Raw genomic sequence first — 17957 nt, forward strand, 5'->3', positions numbered from 1 at the left:
TTCGTGCTGGTGAGGCGTCACGATAGAAACCATGCTCAAAGTTTCACACCTTTCCAAGAAATTCCGTTCCTTTAAAGCAGTAGATGACCTCTCCTTTGAGGTCCCAGACGGTCAAGTCACCGGCTTCCTCGGACCGAATGGTTCTGGCAAATCCACCACCATGCGCATGTGCGTGGGGTTGGAGAATCCGACTTCCGGCACCGCGACTTTCGATGGCACGTCCTTCCGCGGGCTGTCCAATCCCGCTACCACGGTAGGCACCTTGTTGGACGCCAACTGGTTTCATCCGGGCCGCAGCGCCCGTGCTCACTTGGGCTACATGGCCGCGTTGCAGGGCGTATCCATGAACCATGTGGATGACACCCTGGACCGCGTCGGCCTTACCCAGGTAGCCACCAAGCGAGTGGGCGGCTATTCGCTAGGCATGAAGCAGCGCCTGGGCCTTGCTTGTGCGCTCATCGGCGAGCCGAAGCACTTGCTTCTTGACGAACCCGTCAACGGCCTCGACCCCGAAGGTGTGCACTGGATGCGTGCCCGTATCCGCGAATTTGCTGAGGCTGGTTGCTCCGTGCTGGTTTCCTCCCACCTGCTTTCGGAAATGCAGCTCACCGCAGACCGCCTCGTGGTCATCGGCAAGGGCAAGCTGCTGGGTGAGGGCACCATGGATGAATTCGTTAACGGAACTGGAGGCGCAAGCCTTGAAGTCATCGTTGACCAGCCCGATGAGCTCCTGCGCCTGTTGCACGGCACCGATGCGGAGACCTCCTTTGACGGTGAGATCCTGCGCGTGCGCGGCCTAGAAGGCTCTGACATTGGCCGAATCTGCCTGGATAACCGCATTCTCATCTCCAGCTTGGAACGCAAGCAGCCCTCCCTGGAAGAGGCCTACCTTGGCGCGACCGCCGACCACGTGGCCTACCGCTCCGCCTAAACACACAACCCCACCTTAAGGACAGATTTCTATGAATACTGTGGTTTCAGAATCCCGCAAACTCTTTTCCCTGCGCTCTACCTGGGTCTACCTCGCCATCGTGGCACTCGGTATGGCCGCCGGCGGCGTGCTCATGGCTTGGGGCTATGACTTTAACGGCAGCGTGGATGGCAAATTTCAATCTAGTGATGTCTTAGCAGCTAGTGACCTCGCCATGGTGGTGATGATCTTTGCCTCTGCGATGATGGTCGGAGGTGACCTGGGAAAGGGAACTGTTGCTTGGTCTTATCTTTCATCTAACCGCCGCGTTGGCATAGTGCTCAGCCAATTCTTAGTCATCCTGGTATCACTCTTGCTTGCAGCCACACTGGGTATAGCTGTGGGAACTTTGCTGATTGCGGCATTCGGCGGCGATATTGACTTCACAAGCTTTTATGAGTGGCCGGACTGCAACCGAGTGGTGTTTGCTTACCTGGAATGGACCGGATTTAGCCTGCTGGCTATGGGGCTGGCTTTTCTCTTGCGTAGCGGCACATTTGCCGCAATGATCCTCGTGGTGGAATTCTTTGTCGTAGAAACTGCGCTTATGGCATTTGATACCTCTTGGGCAGAAGCGATATTGGGCTGCCTGCCCTTCGCCAATATGCAGACCTTGGTCCTGGGTAGCGATTCGGGCCCCTTGGACCATTCCCGTGGCGTATCGGCTTTGATTCTGGGCATCACGCTGGCAGTCTGCGTCGGCGGTGCGTGCGTAGTATCCCGCCGCCGGTCCGTCGCCAAATAGCACCCAGAACTAGCTACGCTGGTGGGCATGAGTGATGCACTTTTTGCCCGCATAGAACCCATCCAGACCATGCGGGATGGCACGGTCAAGCAGGTCAACCCGTTCTCCGGGACCGAGGTGTGGACCGTGCCGGGCCGGGGCAACCGCCCCTTGTCCACACCGGTGGCTAACCCGCAGCCGTTGCACGAAGAAGACTTCACCCACCGCTGCGCCTTTTGCTCAGGTCGCATGACTGATACCCCGCCGGAAAAGGCCCGCATCCTGCCTTCCGGCGGGATTGTGCGTGGCTTGCCTTTGAGCGAATACAGCCACACCGTGCCGGCCTTTCGCCGCATCCCCAATCTGTTTGAAATCGTCTCTTATGACTACTGGCACGCTAACTACGGCTTCGACATGGATGCTGAGACCCGACAGCGCATGGACAACTACCTTGCCGATCCTGCCGGCCGGGAACATGTGCTCAATATCGTGCGCACGAAGCGAAAGGCAGCGCACCTGCCTGAGGCAAGCGAAGAAGAACTTATAGAACAGGCGGCGGGCTTCTTCGCAGGAGGCCACGACGTCATCGTGGCCGGCCGCCATTTTGAGCGCGGTGCACAGGATGATTCGCACGTGGTATCTTCCGGCACCCTAAGCGCCGAAGAGCACCTGCTTTTTATGCAGCTGACTATCGATGCCATGCGGGACCTCTACGAGCGCAACCGCTACGCACCCTATGTGGTGGCCTTCCAAAACTGGCTGCAGCCAGCCGGCGCCTCCTTTGAGCACTTGCACAAGCAACTCGTTGCCATCGATGACCGCGGCATGGCTTCCCACCGGGAGGTACAGATGCTGCGCAGCAATATGAACATGTACAACGAGTGGGCGGTGGACTATGCCGCTAGCCGCAACCTCATCGTCGCGGAAAATGACCATGCCGTTCTCTTCGCCGGCTTTGGGCACCGCTATCCCACCTTGGAGGTCTACTCCAAGTCCGCGACCTGTGAGCCGTGGCGGCAGTCAGAAGAGGAAATCCGCGCCATGAGCGACCTTGTTCACGCCGCCCACGCCGCAGTAGGCCGCGAGGTGCCCTGCAATGAGGAGTGGCACCACAAGCCTGCCGACGTCGACGTCGCTCAGCCATGGCGCATCCTCATCAAGCTCCGCATTTCCACCCTTGCCGGATTCGAAGGCGGCACCAAAATTTATCTCAACACCATCTCGCCCTGGGATCTGCGCGATAGGGTAGTAAGCCAGCTTTATCCCCTGCGCGAGTCCGGGCATGTTGCCCGCTCGGTCCGCGTGGCTACCGAATGTTCGGTACAGCGCAACAGCCTGCTGTATAACCCACAGCTGCGCTAGACAAGCTGTGCTGAGTAGTTTGCGGTGGGCTTAGCGCTTGACGACGAGCGTGAGCTCACTCGACCCAGGCCCCGGCTCCTCAACTGTCATACCCGCGGCGCGCGCAATGGCGGCAACGTCGGCGGCGCAATAGGCGTCAGCAGGCGAGAGCGCTAACTCGCGGGCTAAAAGGCCCTTGTAGTGCTTATTGAAGTGGCTGACCACCTTGCGCGATCCATCGTCCTGCACGCTTTCCACCCGTACCGTTACCGCATCCTTTACGCGGCCGAGCTGCTGGTAGGTGCCCGAGCGCAGATCCACAAGAAGCTCGTCTACCCCCTCGAGCGCCTGCGTGATCTGTGTGCCCCAGCGTGACTTCATGGTGCGGCCGCCTAGCTTCGAGCCTCCCGAAAGTCGGTAATGCGGAATGGGGTCGCCGGCGCGGAGGACGCCAAAGAGGGCGTCGCCAATAGCAAGGCGATCCCACGTGGGCAGGGAAGGGGCATCCAAGGCATCAAAAAGCACGCCGGTATAGCGCAACACGGCTGGCATGGTGGGGGTGGTGAAAAGCCCCTGGTTGGATTCGGCCTCACCGCGCAGCTTTTCCGAAAGCTTGAGTACCTCCATGGCCTCGTCTACCGGAAGAGACTGCAGTTCAGCAGCAATTTCTTGCCGGGTGGCATGCAATTGCGGAAAGGACAGCTGGCTGAAGTCAAGGGGCTGTCCCGTACCGCCATGAGCTTTAGTTTCTGAAGGAGGGAGGATAATGAGCATATATACAGGGTAGCGGGGTATATTTTGGTGCATGATTACCCGCCTTTCTGAACTATTTCTCCGTACCCTTCGTGAGGACCCCGCCGATGCCGAGGTTCCTAGCCACAAGCTGCTCGTACGCGCCGGTTATGTACGCCGCGTCGCACCGGGCGTATATACCTGGCTGCCGTTAGGGCTGCGCACCCTGCGCAAGATTGAAGATGTAGTCCGTCAGGAAATGGACGCCATTGGCGGCCAGGAAATGCTATTTCCTGCCCTGCTGCCGCGCGAGCCTTATGAAAAGACCAACCGCTGGGTGGAATACGGCGATAACCTCTTCCGCCTGAAGGACCGCAAGAACGCAGATATGCTGCTTGGCCCTACCCACGAGGAAATGTTTGCCAGCGCGGTCAAGGATATGTATTCCTCCTATAAGGATTTTCCGGTCACGCTGTACCAGATTCAGACCAAGTACCGCGATGAGGAGCGCCCTCGCGCTGGTGTGCTGCGTGGCCGCGAATTCACGATGAAGGATTCCTACTCCTTCGACATGACCGACGAGGGCTTGGACGAGTCCTACGGCCGCCACCGCAAGGCGTATCAGAATATCTTCAACCGTCTAGAGATTGACTACGCCATCTGTAAGGCCACCTCTGGTGCCATGGGAGGCTCCGCCTCCGAGGAATTCCTCGCCGTCTCTGAGGTGGGCGAGGATACTTTTGTGCGTTCCACCGAGGGTGACTACGCAGCCAACGTCGAGGCCGTGGTGACCCCAGCACCGGCGGAGAAGGATATTGAGGGCCAGCCAGAGGCACAGGAGTATGACACCCCGGGAGCAGAGACCATTGAGAAGCTGGTCGAATGGGCCCAGGGCGCAGGCCTTACTGTCGACGGCCGCGAGGCCACCGCTGCAGATACCCTCAAGTGCATGATGGTCAAGCTCTTCCACCCGGCCGCGGAGAGCGAAGAGCGCGAGTCGGAGTTGGCGGCCGTTCTCATCCCTGGCGATCGCGAGCTGGATGAAAAGCGCCTTGAGGCCGCACTCGAGCCGGTGGAGTTTGAGTTGGCCGGGGACAAGGACTTTGCTGACAATGCCTTCTTGGTCAAGGGGTATGTTGGCCCGCGCGCCTTGAACGCCAATGGCATCAAGGTCTTGGCCGATCCGCGCGTGGTCAAGGGTACGGCGTGGATTACCGGCGCCGATGCGAGCGAGCGCCACGTGGTTGACTGCGTGGCCGGCCGCGATTTCACCGTGGATGAGTTCATTGAGGCCGCAGAGGTTAAAGAAGGCGACCTGGCTCCTGATAACCAAGGCACCTTGACCTTGGAGCGCGGCATTGAGCTCGGCCATATCTTCCAGCTGGGCCGCAAATACACCGAGGCCTTTGACGTGCAAATCTTGGATGAGAACGGCAAGCGTGCCGTTCCTACCATGGGGTCCTATGGCATTGGTATTACCCGCATGCTGGCCGTCCTGGCCGAGCAGCGCCATGATGACAAGGGCCTCAATTGGCCGGTTGCCATCGCGCCTTACCAAGTGCACGTGGCCGTGGCTAACAAAGACGCCGCCGCCATGGAGGCCGGCGACAAGCTGGTAGAGGAGCTCTCTGCCAAGGGGCTCGAGGTGCTTTTCGATGACCGTCCAAAGGTCTCCCCAGGTGTGAAGTTCAAGGATGCAGAGCTCCTTGGCATGCCCTTCGTGGCCATCTTGGGCCGTGCCTTCAAGGAAGGGAAAATCGAGTTGCGCATCCGCGGTGGTGAGACCCTCGAGGTTCCAGCCGAGGACATCGTGGACAAGATCCTCGAGCTCGTGCGTGGTTAAATAAGACCAACCTCTGCGCGGCGGGGTACCGTGGAAGGCATGAACTTTCAAAAGAATGGGCTTTCCACCGTGCTTTCAGCAATGGGCGTACTGCACTTTGTGAAGGCGAAGACTTTCGAATCCATTGTTCCGCCGCAACTGCCAGGCCCTGCGCGCTTCTATAACTTTGCTTCGGGCCTGTGGGAGATTGCCACCGGTGCTTTGCTTCGCCGCCGCGCCACCCGCGGCTTCGGCGGTGCTTCCGCACTCGCACTCTTTGCTACGGTGTGGCCGGCTAATATGTACCACGCTTGGATTGAGCGTAAGGCAGGGTGGCCAAAGAAGCTCTACCACATCATCCGCCAGCCGCTACAAGTGCTGTTGATGGTGTATGCCTGGAACATCGCCAAGCACGAGGCCTAAATTCACCATGGCTGCATGCTAGCCATTTATAGGAAGCACAAAACCGGCCTCCTCCCCATCCCGCGAAACCCCGCGGAGTAAGGGAGGAGGCCGGCTTCGTGTTAAATGCCGGGGCTAGGAACTAGCCGGCGACGGGGCCGCCGCAGTTGGGCCAGGCGCCAGCACCCTGGGTGGCTAGGACGCTTTCGGCCACGGCAATCTGCTGCTCGCGGGTTGCCTGGTCAGCGGTCGGGGCGTACTGGGTACCGCCATTGGCGGCCCAGGTCTGCGGGTTGAACTGCAGGCCGCCCTGGTAACCATTTCCGGTATTGATGTGCCAATCGCCGCCGGACTCGCAGGCGGCTACCTGGTCCCAGGCGCTAGCCGGTGCGGCGGTAGCAGCAGGCGCGGCCAAGCCAGCAAGGCCGAGAGCTGCGGCGGAAACGGTCAACATGGTCTTCTTAGAACGCATTGAGAGGAAACTCCTTCTCTTTGTGTCTGTTTAGCTTGCGGAATCTCCTGCAAGCTCATGGTGACCCAACCTACGCACGCTTGCGGAGCGAAAGCAATGCATTATGCCGTAAAGGTCGCTGCAATTTCGCTGACTGGTGTTCAGGGGATTTACAGGCGGTCAGCCTGTCTTATCGCATTCCGTGGGACTCCGCCGCGATGCCAATGAGCCAAGTAACCCATTCCTGATCCGGGGATTCTTCTTGCGCTGCACCCGTGGCGGCAGCGGACCACTTGCGGCCGTCGTGTGCGGCAAGGCCATCGATAAAGGCCAGGGCGGAATCAGAATCGTGGGGCAGTTCTTGCTCTCCGGAGGTATAAGCCGGCTCCGGCTGCGGAGTGTTGCCGTAGCGGGCAAGTGCGCCCTGGAGGGCGTCGATGCGGCGATGATGAACAGCGAGGCGATGATCCACCTTGTCCTCGTGCTCGGGGCCAACGTAGGCGCGGGCGAAATCTAGACCGTATACCTGCTCATACTCCCAGCTCAGGAGATCAGCAGCGCTTTTTTGCTCTGGTTGGGAAAGCTCGGGAATATCGGGGGCATCGCCAGGCAACCAAGCATTGAGCGCGATGGCCTGCTCGGTAACTAGGGTGCGCGATTCAACGGTGACCTCATCGGTGGCCTCGGTGGTAGCGGAAGCGGCATTTTCCATAATTTCGCCAGAGTCTGCGGCGTGATTGGCCTCGGTAGGGCGCTCTACCTCGCAGGAGCGTGGGGGATTGCCAGCATCATCCGTGCCGCATAGCCGCGTAATTTCGGCATAAAGGGCATCCGCCTGGGAGCTGCGCAGCCCTGCGGCATGGTCATCGACGCCGCTGAGGGACAAGGCGTCGGTGGCGGCGGCGTCGGCAAGCGCCAGCAGCCTGTTCTCTGGCCGCGGGCCAAAATAGTCGACGACGGAATCAACCGCTTGGCACCCAGCCAAGGCGGGCAGGGTGGCGGTTGTGGCTACGAGGGTTAAAGCTATACGTCGGCGGTTCACGCAAAAGACTGTACCCCGTAGCACGTAGGCTAGTGCACATGGCTTTCCCAGATGCACAACAATTGACCGATCTCCTACAACCCAAACTGGCTGAGCGGGGATTGGACGTAGAAGACATTAAAACCACCAAGGCGGGAAAGAAATCCCAGGTCATTATCCGTATTGACGGTGATAAGCGTCCTAGCTCCGATGTGTTGGAGGAAGTATCCAACGAGATTTCTGCCTTCTTTGATGACAAGGAAGCGCAAGGAGAGCTGAACTTCGGTGCGGGCTATACCTTGGAGGTCTCCACCCCCGGCGTGGACTTGCCGCTAACCGCCCCGCGCCACTGGCGCCGCAATCGGGGGCGCAAGGTCTCCTTTGACCTTGGCGATGGCAAGACTCACTCGGCGCGCATTGGCGCGCTTAACGACGCCGCCGATGCCGTAATTCTCATCACGGCAAGCAAAAAGGACGTGCAGGTGCGCGCCGAACGATTGGAAAACATTGCCCGGGCAGTGGTAGAAATTGAGTTTGCACAGCCGTCCGAACAAGAGTTAGAGGCAGTGCGCAAGACGTTTGAAGAAGCCGAGAATTAACCGGCAACCGAGAGGAATGACAAGTGAATATTGATCTACAGGCACTTCGTACCATCGAGTCCGAGCGCAACGTCCCCGTAAAGGACTTGCTGGAAGCGATTGCGGGTGCCTTGTTGTATTCCTACCTGGATTACCGCGAGTCTAATGCTGGCGGCAAGGTAGAAGGCGCCAAGTCCCGCGTCGATATCGACGCCACCACCGGTGCGGTCAGCGTCATTGTCTCGGAGCGCGACCCAGAAACTGGGGAAGTAACTACCGAATATGATGACACCCCGGAAAACTTTGGACGTGTGGGCGCGCAGGCCGTGCGCGAGGCCATCCTGCGCAAGCTGCGCGAGGCCGAGGCAGAGCGCACCTACGATTCCTACTCGGAGCTTACCGGCCGCGTTGTCAGCGGCATCGTCCAGCGCGATGCACGCGCTAATGCCCGCGGCATCGTCGTGGTCCAGCTGGGCTCTGAGCTGGAGTCCCAAGATGGCATCTTGCTGCCGGCCGAGCAGATTCCGGGAGAAAAGCTCGAGCATGGTGATCGCATTAAGGCCTATGTCGTAGGCGTGAACCGCAACGGCGCCCAAGTACAGATCAATCTCTCCCGCACCCACCCGGAGCTGGTGCGTGGCCTTTTCGAGCTCGAAGTTCCAGAAGTTGCTGATGGCACCGTAGAAATAATTGCCATCGCCCGCGAGGCGGGACACCGCTCCAAGGTGGCCGTTGTGGGCCATGCCAAGGGCCTGAACGCTAAGGGAGCCTGCATCGGCCCGCGCGGTCAGCGCGTCAACAACATCATGCGCCAGCTCGGCGGTGAGAAGATTGACATTATCGACTTCAGCGAGGATCCAACGGTCTACGTAGGCAACGCATTGGCTCCCTCGAAGGTGGTCAAGGTCACCGTTGTAGACAACGAGGCGCAAATCGCGCGCGTGGTGGTGCCGGATTATCAGCTGTCCCTGGCTATTGGTAAAGAGGGGCAGAATGCCCGTCTAGCTGCCCGTTTGACCGGTTGGAAGATCGATATTCACTCGGACGCTGACGCTAATTAAGGATCTGCGCTTTTGTAGCGTAGGCTAGTAAACGGCCCAGTTGCAGATTGGGGCATATTGGCGACGCGAAAAGTAAGGAGTTGAATGTCTGAGAGACTAAGACTCCGGACCTGCATCGCTACTCGCCGCCGCCTGCCAGATACGGACTTGCTACGGGTGGTCATTGACCACGATGATCCGCACGGCCGCCGTCTGGTAGCAGATCCACACCGCCGGCTTCCCGGCCGCGGGGCGTGGATTAGCCCGACTCTTTCTGCACTCGAGCTAGCGGAGCGCAAACGCGCTTTCAAGCGCGCGCTTCGCACGTCCGCACCCGTGGACACAGGTCAGGTACGGCAGTACTTGGAAGCGCATAGCGGACAGGTACCTAGCGCGGAAAACGCCGCGTTGGATTCGTACGAACCAGAGTTACAAAGGAAGACCGAACACTGATGAGCGCACAACGATGAAGCATCAGCGATGACAGTCCTACACACCTAACTAGGGGTCAGGCCAGTTTCCGCGGCCTTGACTCCTAGTCGATACCAAGAGGAGACAAGTGCCCGGAAAGCTACGTGTTCACGAGCTCGCAAAGCAGCTCGGAGTAACCAGCAAGGAACTGCTCGCCACCCTGAAAGAACAGGGTGAGTTTGTAAAGACTGCTTCTTCCACCATCGAACCGCCGGTGGTTAAGAAGATGCGAGCTCATTATGAAGCACAGTCCGGCGGCGATGACGCCGCCGAAAAGAAGCAAGACAATAAGCCTGCCAAGGGTGCCGCTAAGAGCACCGCAAAGGCGAGCGCCCCTAAGCCGGGTGCGAAGCCCGCTGCCCCCAAGCCGGGCGCAGAGGCGCCAAAGCCAGGCGCGAAGGCCGCTGCACCGAAGCCTGGCCAGGGCGCACCGAAGCCGGGACAGGGTGCTGCTGCTAAGCCCGGCGCAAAGCCAGCTGCCCCGAAGCCAGGTGCTCAGGCCCCGAAGCCTGGTGCTAAGCCTGCTGCACCGAAGCCTGGCCAGGGCGCACCGAAGCCAGACCAGGCTGGCGGCAAGAAGTCGGGCGAGCGCCCGACCCCAGGCAATTCCATGCCTCGTCCAATGCCGAAGCCAGGCGGTTCCCGTCGCGTAGCCAATAACCCGTTCTCCACGGGTGGCGGCGACAACCGTCCGGGCCCCCGCCCAGGCGGTTCCAAGGGTCAGCGTGGCGGCAATAAGCCAGGCGATAACCGCGGTAAGCGCGGTGGCCAGAACGAGGGCGGAAATAACCGCCAGGGTGGCAATAACCAGGGTGGCGGCGGTCGTCGTCCATCCCCGGCCATGATGCCGTCCCACCCGAACCCTGCGTCGATGCCGTCTAAGGCACCGAGCGGCGGTGGACGTGGTGGTCGCGGTCGCGGCGGTCGCGGCGGTCCGGGTCACGGTGGCCCAGGTGGTGGCCGTCCAGGCGGTTTCCGCGGAGGCGGACGCGGCGGACGCCGCGGCGGCACCGCGGGTGCATTCGGCCGTCCAGGTGGCGCTCCACGTAAGGGCAAGAAGTCCAAGCGTCAGAAGCGCCATGAGTACGAGGAGCAGCAAAAGCATGTCGTAGGCGGCGTGCGCTTGCCAGATGGCAAGGGCCAGACCGTCCGCCTGCGTCGTGGCGCATCCCTGTCTGACTTCGCCGAGAAGATCGGCGCGGATCCAGCAGCACTGGTGCAGGCACTGTTCAACCTCGGTGAAATGGTGACGGCAACCGCTTCCGTATCGGAAGATACGCTGCAGCTGCTTGGCTCCGAGATCAACTACAACGTTGAGGTCGTCTCCCCTGAGGACGAGGACCGCGAGCTGCTCGAGTCCTTCGACCTGAAGTTCGGCGAGGACGAAGGCGGCGAGGAAGCACTGGAGAATCGTCCTCCAGTCGTCTCCGTTATGGGTCACGTCGACCACGGTAAGACCCGGCTGTTGGATGCCATCCGTAAGACCAACGAGGGCGCCCGCGAGGAAGGCGGCATCACCCAGGGCATTGGTGCCTACCAAACCACGGTGGACGTGGACGGCGAGCGCACCATCACCTTCCTGGATACCCCGGGCCACGAGGCCTTTACCGCTATGCGTGCACGTGGTGCTAAGTCCACCGACTTGGCCATCCTCGTGGTTGCCGCCGATGACGGCGTCATGCCACAGACCGTGGAGGCCATCAACCACGCCAAGGCTGCCGATATTCCGGTCGTCGTGGCTGTGAACAAGGTGGATAAGCCGGAAGCTCAGCCGGATAAGATCCGTGGCCAGCTCACCGAGTACGGCCTAGTTCCGGAAGAGTACGGCGGTGACACCATGTTCGTGGATATTTCCGCGAAGCAGGGCAAGAACATTGACCAGTTGCTTGAGTCGGTCATCTTGACCGCGGATGCCGCCTTGGAGCTGACCGCTAACCCAGACATGGACGCACAGGGCGTGGCCATTGAGTCGCACCTGGATCGCGGCCGTGGTCCGGTGGCAACGGTCATCATTCAGCGCGGTACCTTGCACGTGGGTGACTCCATCGTCGTCGGTGATGCGCACGGTCGTGTCCGCCGCATGCTCGATGAGTTTGGCGAAGATGTCGAAGAGGCTGGCCCATCCCGTCCGGTGCAGGTCCAGGGTCTGTCCGGTGTGCCGGGTGCAGGCGATAACCTGCTCGTGGTGGAAGACGACCGCGTTGCCCGCCAGATTGCTAACCAGCGTGATGCTCGCAAGCGCTCTGCCCTGCAGGCCAAGCAGCGCAAGCGCGTCTCCCTGGAGGATCTGGACAAGGTATTGCAGGAGACTTCGACCCTCAACCTCATCCTCAAGGGCGACAACGCCGGTTCCGTCGAGGCACTGGAAGATGCCCTGCTGGATATCAAGACCGAGGACGAAGTTGAACTCAACATCATCGACCGTGGTGTCGGTGCTGTGACCGAGACCAACGTATCTCTCGCAGCGGCTTCCGACGCCGTCATTATTGCCTTCAACACCCGTGCGGAAGGCAAGGCGACGGAGATGGCCACCCAAGAGGGCGTGGATATTCGCTACTACACGATCATCTACAAGGCCATCGAAGAGGTCGAGGCTGCGCTCAAGGGCATGCTCAAGCCGATTTACGAGGAACGCGACACCGGTGCGGCCGAAATCCGCGCCCTGTTCAAGTCCTCCGCGGTGGGTACCATCGCCGGCTGCATGGTCACCGAGGGCAAGGTTGTCCGCAACGGCAAGGTTCGCCTGCTGCGCGATAACAACGTCATCACTGCCGATGCCAAGATTGAGTCCCTGCGTCACGAAAAGGACGACGCAACCGAGATCAAGGCCGGCTACGAGTGCGGTATGGTGCTCTCTTACCCGGATATCCAGGTAGGCGACATCATCCAGGCCTACGAAGAGGTCGAGGTTCCGCGCGACTAAGAGTCGCCGTCTCAAGGCCCGCTTCCGCTCCCGCCGTCCCCACTGCATGTGCTGCCAGCACACAGTAGGGAAGGCCCGGGGAGATGGGAAGCGGGCCTTGTCCTATTCCTGCGTCTGTGAGTCGAGGGCGCCGTGGGTACCGCTGCCTACAGGCGCTGCCGCGACGGGTTTTCATTGTCCGCGATTCGGCACTAAACTGGTGGTTTCTTCTACCGGTTGGCGGTAATTTTAGAGATAGATTCTTTTTGAGCTGGGAGGTTCACATGGTCGATCACGCACGCGCAGCGCGCATGGCCAAGCGCATTCAGGAAATCGTGGCAAGCGCCATCGAACGCCAGATTAAGGATCGCCGCCTCGAGCTGGTGACCATTACGGATACTCGAGTCACGGGCGACCTACACGATGCCACCGTTTTTTATACCGTGCGCGGAAAAGACATCGACTCCGAGCCGGACTTCGCCCAAGCAGAAGAAGCCCTCAAGCGCGCTAAAGGTCAGCTGCGCAAGATTGTGGGCGATCAACTCTCGGTGCGGTTTACCCCGACGCTAACCTTCGAGGTCGATACCGTTCCGGAGGCCTCTGCTCATATGGAAGAGCTTCTGGCCCGTGCTCGCGCCCGCGATGAAGAACTAGCAAAGCTGAAGGAAAACGCTCAGCCGGCAGGGGATGCGAACCCGTATAAGACCTCCGATGAAGACGAGGCTTAAGTGACTAAGAAGCAATACCAGCCGGCAGTTGCCGCTTTGCATGATGCTCATAGCATCTGCATTGTGACGCACCTGCGGCCGGATGCCGATGCCATCGGCTCTGCTGCGGCGTTGCTGCTCGCGCTGCGCCAACGGGGCAAAGACGTGTGTGCCGTTGTGGGCCAGGAGCGGGAGATTTCCCGTAATCTTTACACCATTCCTGCCGCCGACGACGTCACCACTAGTCGTGAGCTGCCGGAAGGCTATGACCTCTATGTCACCGTTGATTGTGGTTCTTTGGACCGGACGGGCTTTTTTGCGGACCGGATTGAGCAGCTAGCCCAGCAGGGCCGAGTTCTGTGCATTGACCACCATTCTTCTAATCCAGGGTTTGGTGCCATCAATGTGGTGGACACTGAATGTGAATCCACCACCGTGGTGTTGCTGAGAATCCTGGATTCACTGGAGATTCAGATTGACCGGCATATTGCGCACTGCTTATATGCCGGTTTGATGACCGATACTGGCAGCTTCCGCTGGGGCAGGCCGGCTATGCACGATATTGCCACCCGCCTCATGCACTACGATCTGGATACCAAGCAGATCGCAGCTGACCTTTTAGATTCCACCACGCCGGACGATCTTCAGATGATCGGTAGGGTATTGGCCGGTTTGCGCCTCGAAGATGCAGGGGAGCACACCCTAGGCATTCTCGTCGCGCGGCTGGAAGATATCCAGGGACACTCCGATTCGGCTGTCGAATCACTAGTGGAGTTCGTTCGCGCGCTTGAAGGAACCACCGTCGGCGTGGTGTTTAAGGAACAAGCTCCGGAGGTTTGGGCGGTTTCTTTGCGTTCTTCTCGCATTGATTGTTCTTCGGTAGCGCTTACCTTCGGGGGCGGCGGACATGTACCGGCCGCGGGCTATACCGCCCATGGGGCTCCGGAAAAGATTATTAAGGAATTGGTGGCCGCTATCCAATGAGAAATAGGCAGACGGATGGAATGAACGCTCAGGATCGCTCCACCGCTGGCACGGTAACCGCACGCGAGGTCTTTGGCCTCGCGTTTCCCGCGCTTGGCGTACTTGCGGCCATGCCGCTCTACCTCTTGCTGGATACCGCGGTAGTCGGACGCCTTGGCGCCCAAGAGCTCGCCTCGCTGGCTGCAGCCACCACAATTCACTCCGTGGTGACGACGCAGTTGACTTTCTTGTCCTACGGCACGACCGCTCGCTCTGCCCGTCTCTTTGGCTCCGGAAAGCGCGAAGCTGCGGTTGCTGAAGGCGTGCAAGCCACCTATGTGGCCCTAGGTGTAGGCGCGCTGCTCGCCGTGATCATGTGGATTTTCGGCGGCGTATTTGCCCGCGCCTTAACCGGTGATCCCACCACGGCCGCCGGTACGGCCTTGTGGCTGCGCATCGCAGCTCTGGCTATTCCCGTTACTTTGGTGGAGATGGCCGGAAACGGCTGGATGCGCGGCGTCCAAGATACGAAGAAGCCGCTGTACTTCACTTTGTCTGGCATGATTCCCGGCGCTATTGCGGTGCCCATCTTCGTCCATTTCTGGGGGCTGGCAGGCTCGGCCATTGCCACGGTTTTGGGCATGAGCATTATTGCAGCGCTATTTGTCCGCGAATTGCATAAGGAACATACCGGCTCCTGGCAATTTCAGTGGCATGTGGTACGCGAACAGCTCATCTTAGGCCGCGATCTTATTTTGCGTTCGGCTAGCTTCCAGGTGGCCTTTCTTACTGCCACGGCTGTGGTTTCCCGCGTTGGTACCGCTTCTTTGGCCGGTCACCAGATCATGATGCAGCTGTGGAACTTCATGTCCCTTATCTTGGATTCGTTGGCCATTGCCGCGCAATCATTGACTGGTGCTGCACTAGGTGCTGGCTCTGCGCGGCACGCACGCAGTGTGGGCAGCAAGGTGGCGTTGTACTCTACGATTTTCTCTGGCCTCTTGGCTGCCGTATTTGCTGCTGGTGCAGGGATTATTCCGCGCATTTTTACCTCCGCTCCGGAGGTGCTCGATGCCATCTCTAAGCCGTGGTGGATCCTGGTAGCCATGGTTATCGGCGGCGGCGTGGTCTTCGCCTTCGATGGTGTCTTGCTGGGGGCCGGCGATGCTGCCTTCCTGCGTACGCTGACCATTTCTTCGGTCCTAGTGGGATTTTTGCCGGGTGTAATCTTGGCGCACTTTATGGGTACAGGCTTAACCGGCGTGTGGTGTGGTCTCGCCGCCTTCATTGCTTTCCGTATGGTGGGTGTGGTCTACCGGTTCCGATCGATGAAATGGGCCGTAGTACAGGAGCGCTAGCTGCGCTAAAGTGGGCGTGTTGATACTCTCGCGCGGTGTGCGGCTCCGTGCAGCGCGCAGATTCTAGGAAGGCAGGTGAGAAACCTATGCCAACAGTGTGGGCGGTTTCTGACCTGCATGGAGCGGTCAGCGCCAATAGCGAGCGCATTGATCAGCTTACTCCGCCCGATCCCGCGGATTGGCTCATCGTGGCCGGGGACGTTGCAGAGCGTACCGAACTCATTATTCGTATTTTGCGCCAGCTCAATGATCGCTATGCCAGGGTCATCTGGGTGCCGGGCAACCATGAGCTATTCTCCCGTTCCCAGGACCGGCATCAAGGCCGAGAAAAGTATGCGCACTTAGTGGAAAGGTGCAGGGAGATTGGAGTTATTACTCCAGAAGACCCGTATCCGGTATTTCACGGAACTACCATCGTTCCGCTATTTACTTTGTATGATTACAGTTTCCGTCCGCATGGCCTTAGCGTGGACGAAGCCATTGACGCGGCGCGCGCGAAACAACTCATGATGACCGATGAGTTCGCTATCGCCCCCTTCGTAGACGTGCGGGCGTGGTGTTGGGATAGGTTGGCTTATTCCATCAAGCGCCTTTCCCGTGTACATGGTCCTACCGTGTTGGTTAACCATTGGCCGTTGGTCCAAGAGCCGACAATGTTATTGCGCTTTCCTGAAATTGCCTTATGGTGCGGAACACGGCATACGCGGTCGTGGCCGCGGCGCTACAACGCAGAGTCCGTCATTTATGGGCACCTGCATATGCCGTCTCGCATGAATGTGGACGGCGTTGACCACATCGAGACGTCATTGGGGTATCCACGCGAATGGCAGGGGCGCGACAGCACCCAGGCGTGGCCGTATCCGGTACTGCGATCTTTTGAAGGGGAGGAGGCACGATGATGTATCCGGATCTATTTCCTGAAAGTGCGCGCTATTGCTACGTGCGCACGGATTCGGGTTACGCGGATTTGGCTAATTTTGAAGGCCTCGCGGCTGAAGAAAAGTCTCTCGTTTCCCAGGCAGTTGATGTGCGCAAGGCCGAGTTCGGAGATGCTCGGTGGTGTGCGCACCGAGCCTTGCAGGAATTAGGCGCCAATCCGGCGACGCCGATTTTGCGCGGTGAGCGCGGCATGCCGCTGTGGCCAGAAGGTTTTGTCGGCTCGATGACGCATACCGAGGGCATGCGGGCTGCAGTGGTTGCCCCTACCTCAGCCTTAAAATCCGTAGGCCTGGATGCAGAACCCGCCGAACCGCTGCCGGATCATGTGCTCACCATGATCGCCCGGGCAGGGGAGATGCCGCAGCTTTTGCGGCTGCGTGAGGCAGGGATTACCTGCCCGGACCGATTGCTTTTTTGTGCCAAGGAGGCCACGTATAAGTCGTGGTTTCCTATGACCTTCCGCTGGTTGGACTTTGACCAAGCAGAAATCGACCTGCGCGAAGATGGCACGCTTATTTCCTATATTTTGGCTAGGCCCACACCGGTGCCTTTTATCACCGGGCGCTGGGTAATTCGAGACGGCTACGTCATCGTCTCCACCTCGGTTCCGGCTTTAGACTTTAGCCACTAAAGGGTAGAAGGCCGTGCCACAAATACGGTGGCCAGGCGCTTGCCTTTTTCTTTAATGAGCGCCACGGCTTGGCCATTAGGGGCCACAGCAGCGTGGACGCCCTTGAGCCCGCGGGGCTCTAGCCATTTGCCCATGGCGAGGGCGGCTGCCTCCTCCTCTGTGACGGAAAGGACGGGGAAGCAGCGAGCCAAGGCCTCATCCAAGCTGAGGGACAGGCGAGGGGATTCGGCAAGGGCGTCGAGCGAGAGGGCGTCGGCAAGTGCAAAAGGGCCCACCTCAGTGCGACGCAAGGCGGTCAGGTGCCCGCCCACCTGCAGGGCCTCGCCCAGATCGCGGGCCAGAGAGCGGATATAGGTGCCGGAAGAACAGTCCACCGTGACGTCTAGATCGATGTAGTCGCCCTCGCGGCGCTCGGCCAGGACGTCAAACTTATCTACCGTTACTGGGCGGGCGGGAATGTCTACCTCCTGGCCCTCCCGCACCAGCTCATGGGCGCGGCGGCCGTTAATTTTAATAGCGGAAACGGCCGCGGGCTTTTGCATAATATCGCCGGTGAGCTTGGCAATCTCTGCCTCGATTGCGGCGCGGTCAATGGCCGCAGCGCTAGCGCCCCAAGCGTATTCCCCCTCGGCGTCATCGGTTGTGGTGGCGGCGCCGAGGCGAATGGTGGCGTCATAGGACTTAGTGGAGGCAACCATGTGGGCCAAGAACTTGGTGCCACGCTCCACACCAAGGACAAGCACGCCGGTAGCCATGGGGTCGAGGGTGCCGGCGTGGCCTACCTTCTTTGTGTGAAAGTACCTGCGTAGGCGGCCGACAACATCGTGGGAGGTCATGCCGGCGGGTTTGTCTACGATGACGAGTCCGGAGTTTGCGAGCGCATCAGTCATAGCCTCTAAGTCTAT

Annotated in this window: 18 protein-coding genes; 14 read left to right on the forward strand and 4 right to left on the reverse strand. The window is 59.7% G+C overall.

Annotation, left to right across the window (positions count from 1 at the left end):
- Positions 1 to 31 precede the first annotated feature (31 nt).
- Genes QKD99_RS00170 through QKD99_RS00180 form a run of 3 tightly spaced genes read left to right on the forward strand, consistent with a single transcriptional unit; the run spans position 32 to position 3056 of the window.
- Positions 32 to 931, forward strand: coding sequence for an ABC transporter ATP-binding protein (locus tag QKD99_RS00170; protein ID WP_239273085.1), 900 nt, complete (start codon positions 32 to 34; stop codon positions 929 to 931).
- Positions 932 to 962: 31 nt separating this feature from the next.
- Positions 963 to 1715 carry an ABC transporter permease gene (locus tag QKD99_RS00175; protein WP_239273084.1) on the forward strand — a complete coding sequence of 251 codons (753 nt, stop codon included), beginning with the start codon at positions 963 to 965 and terminating at the stop codon, positions 1713 to 1715.
- 27 nt (positions 1716 to 1742) lie between these two features.
- Positions 1743 to 3056, forward strand: coding sequence for a DUF4921 family protein (locus QKD99_RS00180; RefSeq protein ID WP_269953077.1), 1314 nt, complete (start codon positions 1743 to 1745; stop codon positions 3054 to 3056).
- Positions 3057 to 3086: 30 nt separating this feature from the next.
- Here the strand turns inward: QKD99_RS00180 and yaaA are convergent, their stop codons facing one another.
- Complete coding sequence (gene yaaA, locus QKD99_RS00185) at positions 3087 to 3809, reverse strand: peroxide stress protein YaaA (protein WP_239273082.1); 723 nt, start codon at positions 3807 to 3809, stop codon at positions 3087 to 3089.
- Between the two features lie 31 nt (positions 3810 to 3840).
- On the opposite strand from yaaA, the gene QKD99_RS00190 reads away from it, so the two are divergent.
- A complete protein-coding gene (locus tag QKD99_RS00190) occupies positions 3841 to 5610 on the forward strand; it encodes a proline--tRNA ligase (protein WP_239273081.1) in 1770 nt (589 codons plus the stop codon).
- Positions 5611 to 5649: 39 nt separating this feature from the next.
- Entirely contained in the window at positions 5650 to 6012 is a 363-nt protein-coding gene (locus tag QKD99_RS00195) for a hypothetical protein (protein ID WP_347950395.1), read from the forward strand.
- Positions 6013 to 6133: 121 nt separating this feature from the next.
- Here the strand turns inward: QKD99_RS00195 and QKD99_RS00200 are convergent, their stop codons facing one another.
- Together QKD99_RS00200 and QKD99_RS00205 are read right to left on the reverse strand one after the other, a co-directional pair.
- A complete protein-coding gene (locus QKD99_RS00200) occupies positions 6134 to 6463 on the reverse strand; it encodes a transglycosylase family protein (RefSeq protein WP_049377454.1) in 330 nt (109 codons plus the stop codon).
- 169 nt (positions 6464 to 6632) lie between these two features.
- Entirely contained in the window at positions 6633 to 7484 is an 852-nt protein-coding gene (locus QKD99_RS00205) for a DUF4439 domain-containing protein (protein WP_347950396.1), read from the reverse strand.
- 38 nt (positions 7485 to 7522) lie between these two features.
- On the opposite strand from QKD99_RS00205, the gene rimP reads away from it, so the two are divergent.
- From rimP to QKD99_RS00250, 9 genes are all read left to right on the forward strand, one after another.
- Positions 7523 to 8062, forward strand: coding sequence for a ribosome maturation factor RimP (gene rimP / locus QKD99_RS00210; protein WP_347950397.1), 540 nt, complete (start codon positions 7523 to 7525; stop codon positions 8060 to 8062).
- Positions 8063 to 8085: 23 nt separating this feature from the next.
- Positions 8086 to 9102, forward strand: a complete 1017-nt coding sequence (gene nusA / locus QKD99_RS00215) for a transcription termination factor NusA (protein ID WP_347950398.1) — start codon at positions 8086 to 8088, stop codon at positions 9100 to 9102.
- 84 nt (positions 9103 to 9186) lie between these two features.
- Positions 9187 to 9534 carry a YlxR family protein gene (locus QKD99_RS00220; RefSeq protein ID WP_239273075.1) on the forward strand — a complete coding sequence of 116 codons (348 nt, stop codon included), beginning with the start codon at positions 9187 to 9189 and terminating at the stop codon, positions 9532 to 9534.
- Between the two features lie 106 nt (positions 9535 to 9640).
- Positions 9641 to 12475 (forward strand): translation initiation factor IF-2, encoded by a 2835-nt coding sequence (infB, locus tag QKD99_RS00225; RefSeq protein WP_269953074.1) that lies wholly within the window; start codon positions 9641 to 9643, stop codon positions 12473 to 12475.
- 263 nt (positions 12476 to 12738) lie between these two features.
- Entirely contained in the window at positions 12739 to 13182 is a 444-nt protein-coding gene (gene rbfA / locus QKD99_RS00230) for a 30S ribosome-binding factor RbfA (protein ID WP_239194447.1), read from the forward strand.
- Positions 13183 to 14145 carry a bifunctional oligoribonuclease/PAP phosphatase NrnA gene (locus QKD99_RS00235; RefSeq protein WP_347950399.1) on the forward strand — a complete coding sequence of 321 codons (963 nt, stop codon included), beginning with the start codon at positions 13183 to 13185 and terminating at the stop codon, positions 14143 to 14145.
- Complete coding sequence (locus QKD99_RS00240; RefSeq protein ID WP_347950400.1) at positions 14142 to 15482, forward strand: MATE family efflux transporter; 1341 nt, start codon at positions 14142 to 14144, stop codon at positions 15480 to 15482. Before QKD99_RS00235 ends, QKD99_RS00240 begins: the two co-directional genes overlap by 4 nt.
- Before the next feature lie 86 nt (positions 15483 to 15568).
- Positions 15569 to 16381, forward strand: coding sequence for a metallophosphoesterase (locus QKD99_RS00245; RefSeq protein ID WP_347950401.1), 813 nt, complete (start codon positions 15569 to 15571; stop codon positions 16379 to 16381).
- Positions 16378 to 17052 carry a 4'-phosphopantetheinyl transferase superfamily protein gene (locus tag QKD99_RS00250; protein WP_297552506.1) on the forward strand — a complete coding sequence of 225 codons (675 nt, stop codon included), beginning with the start codon at positions 16378 to 16380 and terminating at the stop codon, positions 17050 to 17052. Before QKD99_RS00245 ends, QKD99_RS00250 begins: the two co-directional genes overlap by 4 nt.
- Here the strand turns inward: QKD99_RS00250 and truB are convergent.
- On the reverse strand, positions 17049 to 17942 hold the full coding sequence (gene truB, locus QKD99_RS00255; RefSeq protein WP_347950402.1) for a tRNA pseudouridine(55) synthase TruB: 894 nt from the start codon (positions 17940 to 17942) through the stop codon (positions 17049 to 17051). The two genes, QKD99_RS00250 and truB, sit on opposite strands and share 4 nt — an antisense overlap.
- Positions 17943 to 17957: the final 15 nt, after the last annotated feature.

The sequence above is a fragment of the Corynebacterium sp. c3Ub_189 genome (assembly GCF_039907195.1).
Taxonomy (GTDB): Bacteria; Actinomycetota; Actinomycetes; order Mycobacteriales; family Mycobacteriaceae; genus Corynebacterium.